Annotated in this window: 9 protein-coding genes; 5 read left to right on the plus strand and 4 right to left on the minus strand. The window is 36.5% G+C overall.

The features are described 5' to 3' along the window. The first annotated feature begins 120 nt into the window (after positions 1-120). From ACSQ7D_RS08665 to ACSQ7D_RS08685, 5 genes are all read left to right on the plus strand, one after another. A complete protein-coding gene (locus ACSQ7D_RS08665; RefSeq protein ID WP_437135969.1) occupies positions 121-3,141 on the plus strand; it encodes a SusC/RagA family TonB-linked outer membrane protein in 3,021 nt (1,006 codons plus the stop codon). Positions 3,142-3,150: 9 nt separating this feature from the next. Next, the gene (locus tag ACSQ7D_RS08670; protein WP_437135970.1) at positions 3,151-4,545 is read left to right on the plus strand and encodes a RagB/SusD family nutrient uptake outer membrane protein; all 1,395 of its coding nucleotides are present in this window, start codon (positions 3,151-3,153) and stop codon (positions 4,543-4,545) included. A gap of 245 nt (positions 4,546-4,790) precedes the next feature. Continuing rightward, positions 4,791-5,978 carry a DUF4929 family protein gene (locus ACSQ7D_RS08675; RefSeq protein ID WP_437135971.1) on the plus strand — a complete coding sequence of 396 codons (1,188 nt, stop codon included), beginning with the start codon at positions 4,791-4,793 and terminating at the stop codon, positions 5,976-5,978. A gap of 42 nt (positions 5,979-6,020) precedes the next feature. After that, the gene (locus ACSQ7D_RS08680) at positions 6,021-7,784 is read left to right on the plus strand and encodes a leucine-rich repeat domain-containing protein (protein WP_437135972.1); all 1,764 of its coding nucleotides are present in this window, start codon (positions 6,021-6,023) and stop codon (positions 7,782-7,784) included. 82 nt (positions 7,785-7,866) lie between these two features. Then, positions 7,867-10,557: an insulinase family protein gene (locus ACSQ7D_RS08685; RefSeq protein ID WP_437135973.1), complete on the plus strand. Its 2,691-nt coding sequence runs from the start codon at positions 7,867-7,869 to the stop codon at positions 10,555-10,557. Between the two features lie 4 nt (positions 10,558-10,561). On the opposite strand, the gene ACSQ7D_RS08690 is transcribed toward ACSQ7D_RS08685, so the two are convergent. From ACSQ7D_RS08690 to ACSQ7D_RS08705, 4 genes are all read right to left on the minus strand, one after another. After that, entirely contained in the window at positions 10,562-10,909 is a 348-nt protein-coding gene (locus tag ACSQ7D_RS08690) for a hypothetical protein (protein WP_002671705.1), read from the minus strand. 35 nt (positions 10,910-10,944) lie between these two features. After that, positions 10,945-11,688 carry a class I SAM-dependent methyltransferase gene (locus ACSQ7D_RS08695; RefSeq protein WP_437135974.1) on the minus strand — a complete coding sequence of 248 codons (744 nt, stop codon included), beginning with the start codon at positions 11,686-11,688 and terminating at the stop codon, positions 10,945-10,947. Positions 11,689-12,089: 401 nt separating this feature from the next. Then, positions 12,090-12,428 (minus strand): hypothetical protein, encoded by a 339-nt coding sequence (locus ACSQ7D_RS08700; protein WP_002671697.1) that lies wholly within the window; start codon positions 12,426-12,428, stop codon positions 12,090-12,092. Beyond that, positions 12,428-13,342, minus strand: a complete 915-nt coding sequence (locus ACSQ7D_RS08705) for an NTF2 fold immunity protein (RefSeq protein ID WP_437135975.1) — start codon at positions 13,340-13,342, stop codon at positions 12,428-12,430. The genes ACSQ7D_RS08700 and ACSQ7D_RS08705 overlap by 1 nt, the downstream gene beginning before the upstream one ends. Positions 13,343-13,434 lie beyond the last annotated feature (92 nt).

Below are 13,434 nucleotides of genomic sequence, written 5' to 3' on the forward strand. Positions count from 1 at the left end.
TAAACAGATTTGATTATTATCACACAAAAATAATCCTTCTCTTTAATAAAATTATTCATCAATTGTTATTTAGATAAAATAAAAATACTATCTTTGCACTCTCAAAATATGATATGTGAAATGAAATTTATTTTATGGTTCATCTTTACTATTATTCTTTTTGGCGACATGATAGCTCAAAATACTATCACTCTTAAAGGTGTTGTTAAAGATAAGGAAGGGACTCCTATTAGCGGAGTAACGGTACGTATTAACAATACAGCTAAAGGAATGGCTACTGATATAAACGGTGCTTTTTCACTTCAAACCTTACACCAGAAGGGTGAGCTTGTTTTTAGCTATATAGGAATGAAAACAGTAAAACGCACCTTTCAGGGGAGTGCTGAGTTTTTTATCACGATGCAAGAAGATATGTTGATGCTTGAAGGAGTACAGGTAACTGCTAAGCAAAACATCAACGAAATAGATGTACGTGCTAAAACGGGAAATGTAGAAGCTATAGCGATGCAAGAAGTTAAAAATATTCCTGTTCCTTCATTGGCATTGGCATTGCAGGGCAAAGCACCAGGGTTACGTATTATTAACAGGGGTGAAGTGGGAGCGACTCCCGAAATTCGCATACGTGGAAATTCTTCGTTACGTAAAGGAGACGAAGCTAACCAGCCACTGTTTATATTGGACGGAAAAATGATTTCGGCAGAGACCTTTTATTATCTCAATCCTGAAGATATCAAAGAGATGAAAGTGCTAAAAGATGCAGTAGCTACGGCTCTATACGGTATTAAAGCATCGAATGGGGTGATAGAAATAACCTCTAAACGCGGAGGGGAAAAAGTATTGAGTTATCACTTACAAACAGGATTTACCTTTGCATCACCACTGAAAGTACAACTGATGAACAGTGCAGAGAAATTAGAATTAGAGCGTTTATTGAAGAATGAAGGTACGCCAGGCTATCTGTACAGTGAAGAATACATCAATAGGAAATATGGAGGTACCCCTGAGTTACAAGCACGTTTAACTGAAGGAAGACAAAAATTAGACTCTTTACGTGCCATCAATACCGATTGGCATAAGGAGCTCACTAACTTACAAGTATACCAAAAACACGATCTCAGTTTCCAAAATGGCAATGAGAAGACCTCTTATTTTTTCTCGTTAGGATATCTGCAACAAGACGGACAGATAAAAGGGAATGGACTATCCCGCATTTCTTCTCGTTTAGCAATAGATCAAACCTTATCGGAAAATGCGGTTGCTACTCTATCAATTAATGGTTCTTATGCAAAGGTGAGTACTCCAAATGGTGCTAACTTTTCAATAGAGGATTTGATTTACCGATTGAACCCTTACGAGAGTAAAAATTCCAAACGACTATATTCCTATCCTAACAGAAGTTACAGCGATCTATTCAATCAGTTTAGCAGGGAAAACATTACTAAAAACATAGGGACTTCATTGAGTTTCAACTGGAAAATACGTCATGAATTAGAGTTATCGGCTGTGGCAGGTTTAGATTATTCTTTGACAAATGATTTGCAAATAACTCCTGAGACTGCCTTTTCTGAAAGAAACTCTGGGAGAGCACACAACGCCTTAGGGACTTTATACCAAGCTAAAAATACACTTACCAATATTACAGCTAATATGCGTATTAACTACGAAAAAACTTTTGGCAAACACGAGCTTACCCTGGGTGCTAATGCCGACAACTATACTTCTATCACCGATAATCTATCGGTAGTAGGGCACGGATTGTACGGCAAAATACGCTCGGTAGCGGCAATTGACAACTCGCTTACAGGAGCAGGGAAACCTACTGTGGGAGGGCGTAAACAAACAGATCGGAATCTGGGGTTTGGAGGGCTCATTGGGTATACTTACAATAGTACCTACAACCTTTTTGGCACTTATAAACTTGATGCCTCATCGATATTGCCCAAAGAAAAACGCTGGAACAGCGCTTGGGCATTAGGAGTAAGTGTTAATATTAAAGAGTACGCTTTCTTAAAAGAAGTAGAGTGGCTATCACAATTAGATATACGAGGTTCTTATGGACACACTGCCAATACGCAGGCTATATCGCCTTCGCTGATAACAGCCACCTTTAAATATCTACCCGAAAGCTATGCCGACACGCGTATAATGAATATTACAGCACTCCCCAATAAGGATTTGAGAGCTGAACAAAACCTTATTACCGATATTGGACTTTCGGCTACTATCTTCAAAACTAATTTGCAATTCTCAGTATACAAGCGCACGACCAAAGATGCTTTGCTTACCATTCCTATTCCTTCTTCTTCTGGCTTTGAAGTACAGATGCAAAACATAGGCATCTTGGAAAATAAAGGATTAGAAGTGAGTATCAATCAGCCTATTTTTACCTCTTCTGATTGGAATGTGAGCTGGGGCGGAAACCTTTCATATAACGAAAATAAGGTGATAGACCTCTACGGAAGAGACCGTATTTACACCAGTTCCGATCAGAAGCTTCCTGAATATCAGGTAGGCAAATCTACCGATGCACTTTACGGACTGAACTCTACTGGCATTAATCCCATTACAGGATTGCCTGAGTTTATCACAGCTGATGGTAGACAAGTGAATGCCACTACCACCTTGCGAGGGGAAGATTTTATCTACTTAGGGCAATCGACTCCACCTATTAGCGGAGGTTTCAACTTTTATGTGAGTTATAAACAATGGCAACTATCTACTGACTTCTATTATACACTTGGCGGGGTGCGCAATTATAGCAATAAGTATATTCGCGACTTGGATTCGGCACGCTTCAATGCTGCCAAAGCCCAGCTTACCGATATGTGGTGGCGAGTAGGCGATGAGAACAAGAGATATCACACCCCTTTCTACTCGTCGAGTGCCATTGAGAACCTTAGTCAGCCTAACAACAAGACTTTGATGAAGACCGACTTCTTACGCTTTACGAATCTATCTGTGCGTTATCAGTTCAGTCAAGAAGACTTAGCTTCTATTGGGAAAATACGTCACGCTACTTTGGGAGTTACAGCTACCAATATTGCAGTATGGAGTCAATACAAAGAGAGCGACCCTGAGACAAATAATATTGTAAATCCGCTACCTCCTACTATTACCTTGAACCTTCACTTATCTTTTTAAATGAATATTATGCTTATATACAGAATATTTCTTTTTTCAGCCATTAGTTTAGCTATTATGAGTTGCTCTTTAGACCTTCCGCCAGAAGACGAAGTAAGTGACCCCAGTGCTATTACCTCAGTGGTTACCGCTGAACGTTCGCTTGCAGCGGCTTACACGTCCTTTGCTCCCTATAACGATGCCCTTACGTGGGTCGCAAGAAGCGATGATATGATACCAAGTAGCTACCTTCCTCGTGAAGTAGAGCTCAAAAACACTTACGAATGGGTAGGACACGAACTTATTAATCATTCTGAGAGTATATGGAAGTCTCTTTATGCTACCATTGCCCAATGCAATGTACTTTTGGAGCGTTTGCCTAATGTTTCGCCTCTCACTGATACCGAAAGTAGGCAATTGAGGCTCATCAAGCAACGTGCTACTTATCTCAAAGCTCTTTGTTATTTTGAATTGCTGAAAATATTTTCTCCTGCTTATGGTACAACCAATAGCGAACCCTATGGAATTTTAACAAAAGACAAATTTGACCTTACCAAAGAGCAAAACAGGCTTACTTTTTCTCAATCGGTGAATGTGATTGAGCAATTGCTCACCATTCCGGCAGAGCAAGATACCAATACGTACTATATCACCCCAGAGGTAGCACAACTTATCAGGGCGGAGTTGGCTTTATGGACTCAGGACAATGTCAAAGCCATTGCGCTTGCGCTTCCGCTTTACGAAAAATACAAAACAAGCCTCACCACCTTGCCCGTAGCTAATATTTGGTCGGCTAATGCCTCTGCTTTGCGTCTTTTTACCTTAGATACACGCAACGTGAGTGTTTCACCGTACTTGAAATTGGAATACAATGAAAACATAGGTGATTACTTGCTTGTGGCAAGCACTATTTCATATACTACAACTGATGTACGAACCGATGTCTATACGATAGTAGCTCCTTACAATGCCAACAATCGCCTCTTGGGCAAGTATCGCAAGCAAGTGAAGACACGTGAACAAATGCAGTATTACACGTGGGCACGCTCGTCAGAATTGGTATTCCTACTTGCTGAAGCCTATCTCAAGCAGGGCGACAAAAACAGTGCATTCGCCTTGCTGAATGTTCTTTTAGCCGCTCGGAATGCCAATACACTTGCCCCAACGGCTACCGACACTGACACTCTGCTTACCCTTTTGCTCTCTGAAAAGCAAAAAGAGTTTGTGGGAGAGCCCGTCCGCTTTTTTGACCTCAAGCGCAACCATCGTCCTATTGTGCGTACCACTACGGCAGGCACAAACTACACCATTGAGGCGACCGACCCACGCTGGACACTTCCTATTCCTGCCTCTGAAAAGCGTTACAACACTGCTATTTTACAAAATAAAGGATGGAATGTTGGAGAAGGTGCGAGCCAGTCGTAGCACGACAAGCATTTTTTGGTGAAATGAAAAATAGGGTTTGCTTATTAAAGATTAGATTAATGGTGAAATAGGAGAGCCTATACGAACCTTATAGGAAAGACGAACAATGAACGGTATGAACCACAAAGACAAATAAAGAATGAGCGAAGATAAGGTTGAGATGAAGTGGAAAAAATAATAATACTAAACAGTTAAGACATAGGAACATTTGACATACAAATAAGAAACATTTAATGATTATTAATATGAAATTTATTAGTAAATTAGCAATGGGTATATTTATTGCCCTGAACATTGTGAGTTGTTCTAAGAACGACGCACCCGCTCCTCAGTATAGCGGTGAAAACCGTGTATATATCACTGCTGAAGGCGATAAAGTGCTTACATTAGGGGAAGTTAATCAAAAAATTAAAGCAAAAATTTCATTGACTACCAAACTCAATGATAATACAGCTATTCACTTGAAGGCGATAAATGCACAAGGACAACCTACCAAACTTGTCACATTTTCAGCAAATCCTATCACAATTGCTAAAGATGCTCGTGAAGCTACTTTTTTCATCACTATAAGTCCTAATATTTCTATTAGTGAAGAACAACGCCTTAAAATAACTTTTGAGAGCGTTACGGGGCTCATAGCACAAGAAGATTTAGCCTTAGTTATAAAACCTTCGCCAAAAGCAGAAAAACTTACGCCTGCACAACGGGCATTATTAGATGCTTATAAAGCAAAAGGAATGGATTTATATCCTTTTATGGGAAAAATAAAACTGAAAGGGACAGTATTTAGCCCCGCTAATGGAAATGTAGAACCTTTTGTTTCCGAATTTACAAGAGAAATTAATGGAAATACTCTCATAACTCTAAGTGAATTATCTACTACAGATATACCTATTCTTAAGATGACAGAAAACGCTATGGGACTAACAGAATTTTGGTATTTCCTTATGAAGAAAAATACCATAGAAAATGAAGAGTATTTTTATGCTTTACCTGCTGCACAAGCTATAATGAAACTAATAAAATGGAATAAAAATAGCCAAGAAACTTTTGAAGTTTCTCTGGATAATATCAAGATAAAGAATCCTGTCAATAGTGTAAGTCAAATAGAATATATCCACAAGACAGAAAACCGTTATGAAGAAATGTTGAATATGGTTCCTTTTGAATTTAACTACTCTGCTTCAAATAGATTTAAAAAAGCTATAGCAGAAAAAAATCCTATTGCATTAGAATATATGAAACAAAGCGGAGATCCAAATCCAATTTTATATATTAATGTTTATGATATTTTAACCGATGATCAAAGTAATTGGAAACAATCAACGGGTAGTATTGATTTTATTAATAAAAAAATGACTTTTGAATTTCTTATAACTCATGATCTTGGCGGTGGTTTCATATCCGTCAAAATAGAATATACAGCTGAATAAAAACAAGACTTTTCTAATATATAATAAACAATTTTAAATATAATGAATCACATTTGTAATTACACAATGATTGCTTTGGCAATGAGTTTGGCAATAGGTTGTCAAAAAAATGATGACAATGAACCAACTCCAGAAAAACAAAAGAAATCTATTCCATGGACAGAACTTACACCAGCTACACCTAACTATGATAATCCTAAAAGTGTAGCTAACTGTAGTACTGATGATGTAAAATTTCTTCGTAAAATAGCTAAGATGAATGGCTTTGAAGAAGATTTCAAAAGCGATAATCCATCTGAATGGAAAACAGAACATTTAGGCATTATATGGACGAAAGAAAAGGTAAAAGACAAAGATACTTATTTTGTTTTAGAGCTTGGAGGCACTAAAGGTGGTGGCAAAAGCATCAAGAAAATAGATTTCTTCGATGTGGATAATGCGTTCAGCAAGTTACAAAAAATAGAGCTCACTACTCCCGAACTTTCAACGGTCTATATTAATGGAAGCATACCTTCGCTAAAAAATATTACTTTAAAAGGAAAAGAAGGCAATCAAGTAGCACCTTTAGAAAAAATTGAGATAAGTGGTTTGGAAGGCTTAGAAACTTTGTCGTTCACTGATTTCCCTAACTTGAAAAAGACGAATAGTGAAGATTACTTCGCGATAAGCAGTTATTATTACTATAACAATTTGGTAGAGGTAACTCTCAATAATATAGGGGCTACCGATATTCAAATAAGTGCTGCTAAAACATTAAAATCACTCAACTTGTTGAACAATACAAATCTAACAAATCTTAATATAGAGGATGCTACCCTTAAAGACTTGAATTTTAATGCTACCAATTATCCAAAATTGACTGTTCTTACACTTAAAAAAATGAATACAGAGAGTGCTTCAAGTTTGAGTATAGAGAATTTGCCTAATTTAACCGATATAACAATTAATAAAATACCTTCAGTAAGTAAAGTATCTGTAACCAATTGTGGCAAAGTAGGCAATTTAATGATACAAGAAGGGGCTTTTAGTGCTATTACTCTACAAGGACTTCCCGAACTCAAAACGATAGATTTATCTGGCAATAAACTTAGCAGTATAGATCTTTCAGCTTTTACTAAAGCTACCAAAGTACACCTCAATGATAATATGTTGAAAGGCATTAATCCGTTTAAACTACCTTCTGAAGTCTCTGTTTTGAGTTTGCAAGGAAATGAAGCGCTTACATCGGTAGATTTATCGCCCTATAAAGCACTCTCAATAGTGAATATCAATGGATATAAAAAAGGGAAAACTTCAGAATATTCAATACCCAACGCGCTTACTTATTTAAAAATAGCTGGACTTAACAAACTGGAACGCCTATTGATTAATTGGAATGCCTTATCAAATATAGATACAGGTGGAGAAGAAAATATCTCTGAAAAAATCGATTTGATAGAATGTGAAAATAATGCATTGCATCCAGATGCTATTTATGCCCTTAAAAAAGCTTTCCCTTCTCTCAATTTTAGTTTATCGGGCGCAGGGAGCTCTTCAAAAGCGTGTAGTTATGTAAAGCAACGCGCCTTTAAGGTAGGCACAGTTACCAATAACCAAGTAACTTTTGCCATTAGCCAAGAGCCTACTCACGGCGTACAAACCGAAGTAACCCTAAAAGATACCGATAACAGTGCTTATCAGTACGATAGCAACACAGGTGTGCTGACTGTAAAGAAAGCTGGAAGCTATGAAATCGTTGTGAAGAACACGAAACTATTAGGGCAAATGAGAAATGGCTTTGTAAGTGAGAAAGTAACATTCAAATAGATAGTTGCAGTAAATTTTTATAATAGATTAAGGAGCTTTGGCAGATATTTTTTATATTTGCCAAAGTTTTTTAGTAAATAATATGCAAAGATATATTATACTCGTAGTGGCTATTTTAGTAAGTGAAATTGCTTTTTCACAAGGTAAAAAGTTTTTATTACCCAATAATGCTACAAAGGAAACCCTTAGCAATGGTTTTAGTTACGTGATAATGCCTAATGAACAGCCTAAAGGAAGGGTGGAACTCTGTTTGTGTTTGCGGGTAGGATCGTTTCAAGAACAGAAAGGAGAAGAAGGTATTGCTCATTTCCTAGAACATTTGGCTTTCAGTGGCTCAAAACATTACCCTAAGAATAACGCGCTAAAATTTTGGGAAAGTTTAGGGGCAAAATATGGAGAAAACATCAATGCGTATACTACCGATGACCGAACTGTATACAGCGTAAGCCTTTCGAACGTGAATACTGATCAGGTAGCTAAGACTATTCATATACTATCCGATTGGTTATACTATATGGATATTACCACACAGGCAGTGGAAAAAGAGCGCAAAATCATCACACAGGAAATCGCCAGCTATAAGCCTTACAAAGACCTTAACCCTATTATGGTGGGCTATGACAAGCAACTGATGCGCTTTCCCATAGGAACTAAAGTACAAATAGCTAAAGTTACACCTAAAAAACTTCGCTCTTTCTATGAGAAATGGTATACTCCACAAAATGCCTCGCTTATTGTAATAGGAAATATAGACCCACAAGCTACTGAGAAGGCAATAAAAGAACACTTTGGAATGCTTGGACAGCGAGGAGAAGAAGTGGGAAATCTTAAACCTATTTCCTTCCCCAATAAAAAAATGTTTTCGGTTGAAAAGGAGAAAGGCAAGAGAACAAAACTATCTTTGTTATACCCCATAGAGTACGTAAGTACCCCGTTCATAGACGAATATAGAAAAGAAATAGAACTTCCGAAAGTAGTATTAGAAATTCTTAATAACCGTTTTAGGGCACATAAAGAAGATATTCGTATCAGTCAGTATTGGTATTTGCGCAGAACGAGTTTTTTGGAGATAGAGATGACCTCTGACGATATAGAGCAAACCCTCAAAAAAACATTTGCTATTATTGAAGGTGTAAAAACCTCACTCACAGAAGAAGAAGTAGGTAAAGCCTTAGAGAAAGTAACTACTGCTATTGAGAAAATACCCACCGAGAGAACTTCAGAGGATTGGGTGCTGAGTTTTATTGATAATTTTGTTTTTAGAGAGCGTTTTATCTCTCAGCATAAGGACAAGGAAAGACTTATTAAAGAGTTGAGAGAAGACTATCAACTCCACCATTGGCAACACATTTGCAAAAACGTACTGAATTTAAAAGACCCTATCATTCTATACAGTCCTGCAGATAATAAAGAATATACTTACGAGGATTTTAAGCATATTATCAGTGATGGAATAGCACACCCTGATACTACCGTTCCCACTTTCAAAGAGGAAGAAAAAACAATATCTGTTGTTATACCTGAGGTACTCACAAAAGAGATTCCTTTTCATCCCAAAGACATTAAAAATGAAACCTTTTTTAAGGAAATAGGAATACATAGGATTGAACTCACTAATGGAGCTACTATTTACCTCAAACCTACAGAAAATGATGAGAAACTAAATGTTACACTACTCTTTAAAGGAGGGTATTCGCTATTGCCACCAAAGGAATTTAAACAATACGAAGATATTTTGCAATATGTACACTTAGGTGGTATTGAATCATTGAAAGGTGAAGCTTATGAAGAACTACTATATCACAACAACCTTACATTTATAGTAGGTACTGAGGGCTATCAGCACTTGGCAATGGCAACCGCTCCTGTGAATAAAAGCAAAGAGCTTTGTAATCTTATCTATCAGAAGTTGCGGTATCCCGAGCGAGCATATAAAGCCTTTGAAGAGGTGAAGGCTGATGAAATACAATCTCTTAGTAGTAAAAAGAATGATAAAAAAGCAGACTTTCTTAAAGAAATGGCTTTTAAATTAGAAGCCATAAAAGGAGCTACTTATCCGCTTACTGAGCTCAATAAAACTACTGATGATATTCAGAAAATGAACTTAGATACGCTTTATAGTTATTATCAAAAGCACTTTTTATCTTCTGATGAGCTTCTATGTGTAGTAACGGGTAGCTTTGAGATAGATAAACTAAAGAAAGAATTAGTCGGGACTCTTTCTCATTTAAAGAGACAAGAGGGAGCCTCAGTAAAAAAGACTATACAAAAACCTTTTTTCCAGACACTAAAAGTAACACAAAACAAACGCACAAGTTTCAATATCGTATATAAAGATAGTTATCAGAAAAATTTAAAAGGTGTATTATCTATCAAACTGCTGCGAGAGCTCTTGCGCAAGGAAGTGATTGCTGAAATACGAGAAAAAAAGGGCTGGGTGTACACTCCTTATGTAGAATTGGAGTATTATAGTGAGCCTACTCCTACCTTTGTGCTTATCGTAAGTGGTGAAACTGATGAAAAACACTTCAATGATGTAGAAAAAAGCGTCATCGGAATTATCAATAATCTTGTAAAAGAGAAAAAGATAAACCAGAATGCTTTAACTGACTTTAAATATTCTTTTGCTGTGAACAAAAAAGAATATCTCTCTGATGAAAATGCTTATAACTGGCGCAATTATCTTATGGACTGCTTTAAAAATGATGTTTCTTTAGAAGAACTCTCTTCTTATGAAAAAATACTGGAAAGTATTGACTTATTGAATAAATAGAGCGTTAGTGTATTTCTTTATCCATTAACACTTGTCCTCGATATACTTTTTTATAACGAATAAGCTGCCTATTTTTGTAATATCCTATATAATAAGCGCGTTCTTTACTGTGTGTTTCGGAATCTTTTTGCGTTATTTCATCGTATAAATAAGTAGAACGGTTATCTTTTTGTTTGTGTAAGTCGGAACAATTGAGGAAATAGCGTAACACTACACCTCCGTCCTTTTCTTCACAATATTCATAGGCAATCACAGATTGTAAAAGGAGGACTTCTGCTGTTTTTCGTTGCTCTGGTGAATGTTCACAAGAGAATAGCGCCAATAAGGAGGTTAATAAGGATATCTTTTTCATATTATAAGCTTGCTTTTAAAGGTAATATAACTCATTTAGTTATTTTTTCTAAAAGTAATACCATAAAATTTATTATCCCAAAACAATTCTGTTTTCTTTTCAGCTACAGAAAGAGGAATACATTGTTCTATGGTGTTCAAATCGACTGTTTTGCCTTCAAAATAAGATTTGGAGAAGACACTTTTCTTGTATTGGGTCTCCACAAAGTCGGCTGTTTCATCTGCAATAAGCAATTTGCTTCCTGTTTTGGCAACTCTAAGCATTTCGCTTATGGCAAGCGCTTTATCATTGAAAAAATTGATACCTCCGTTGTGAAAAACAATATCAAAAGTATTATCGGCAAAAGGTAATTCCTCGGCGGGACACTGCACGAGTGTAAGGTTTGTTTTCTTTTGCCACTCCTTTTTGCACTTTTTGAGCATTCCCATTGAGATATCTGCTCCTACAAGGTCTATCGTTTTCAAATCAATCCCTTGTGGCAGGTAATGCAAGTCAGCTCCTGTACCTATGGAAACATAAAGTACCGAAATATTGTTTTTCCATTCCAAACGGCTCATCAACTCGGTACGTAGATGGTCAATAGCGTGTCCATACTTGAGTCTTCCTATCCATTTCTCTCCAAAATCATAGAAAAAAGACATCCAATCATACATTTTCATATACTTTTGGTTATCTCCACTAATGAAATAGTCATTCATACAGCACAAAATACCATTTTCTTGTTTCAAATCTTCTACTTTTATATCAGATTTTAGCTTTTGAGATATATCTGTCATCATACTTATTTATTCAAATGAGTTTTTCTTAATTAAGTTATATTTCAATTTCCATAGGGCTTTTTCCCTTTTTATATCTTTTCGTTCTACCCACCTATTTTTGTTACTTTCTCTATTATTCTTGATAAAAAATCCAAGAAATCCGAAAAATATCTCCTCACTTTTTACCAAAAATAAACAATATTCAGTATATTTCTTATCTATTCTGTCAGTTTTCTACTTCATATTGCATTGCCTGTACTTAATATTGTATTATTTGAACCTGATATTGTGTTGCCTGTACTTAATATTGCATTATTTGAACCTGATATTGTGTTGCCTGTACTTAATATTGCATTGTTTGGAGTTAATATTGTATTCTACGGACTCAATTTTGTATTCTACAAACTTAATTTTTACCTTTATTATCTTTTCTTAATTAATATATCTCCCTGATTCAAAAAAAGTTTTTCACCCTCTATTTGTAACTCTTGCCAATATTTCCTCTCTTCAATTTCTGTATCATCTACAATACGAAAATTAGCAAAATCGGTAGAAGGAACAGGCAAAACAATGAGCTTTTCTATATTTTTTCGTTCCAAATGATAGGTGTCTGAAAGGTTTTTAAGGAATAATAGCTGTTCTAACTCCTTTTTATAATCTACAAGTTCTTGCTTCTCTTTCTCTGAGAGAAAATATTCTTTAATCTGCTGAACTGTTTTTTGAAGTTCATTTTCTATAAGTTGTTGAGCAGTTGTCTTCATTATAATCCGTATTTTTTCCAGCCTCCGTCACGCCATTGGCACTCGTCAATCTTCCAAATACCGTCTTTTCGGATAATCAGGAAGCGATACTGAAAGTTTAACTCGTCTTGGGTGTAAATATATATCTTATTCTTGGTAAGGGTTTCACTATCTACAATTTGATGACTGTCATAGGTACCGCCTTTTGTCATAGAATAGCTAATCCACTCAGGACGATAGCCTATGCGGCGTTTGTCGGTGCAATACTTTTTAAAAATTGCTTTACATTTTTCTTCTATCAAAAGGTCATCCTCTTCTGTTTCATCATTTTTTGTAGCGAATTCTTCCCACTGGGTCATCGCCGAGAAAAAGTTTAAGAGCAATTGTTTAACTACTTGCAAATCATCAGCATTGGCAGCAGTAGATTTCTTCTTTCCCGCCGTGCGCTGGGCTTGTTCAAAGGTTTTTATTTGTTCCTCGGTGAAAAACTTATCAAGATAGAACTTTATTCTGCTATAATGCGCCACAGCCATTAGCCCCTCGAAAGTGATGCGGGTACGGCGCAATGAAATAGACTTCAGGCGAGGCACTTGCAAGACAATTTTCAAGATTTCATCGGTTACGGGGCAACCGTCCAACGAAATGTGGTCAACAGGTTTCTCGACAAAGTATTTGAAGCCTTCGCCTGTGAGTTGCTTATTGTCTTCTAAAAAAAGAAGTTTTAGCTTGGGCAAAGTAGCCAAGTATTTGAGGGCTTCATCGGTAATATCGGTATTGATAAACCCCATATTTACTAGGGATTTTACTTGCACTATCTGCTCTACCATCGCATCGGTGAGGGCAACATCTTTATAATGATGCCCTTTGCAGAAGCGCTCTTCGGTTACTTCTTTTAAAGCGGCTTCTAAGGTAATAGGGTGTTTGTAAACTGCCATAGTAATGTGATTGTTATGAGTGCAAAAGTAGACAAAATAGCATTTAAAAACAAAAAAATATGAATAGTTTCTTGCTAATACTTAATTATTTG

The organism is Capnocytophaga sp. G1920 (assembly GCF_051417515.1).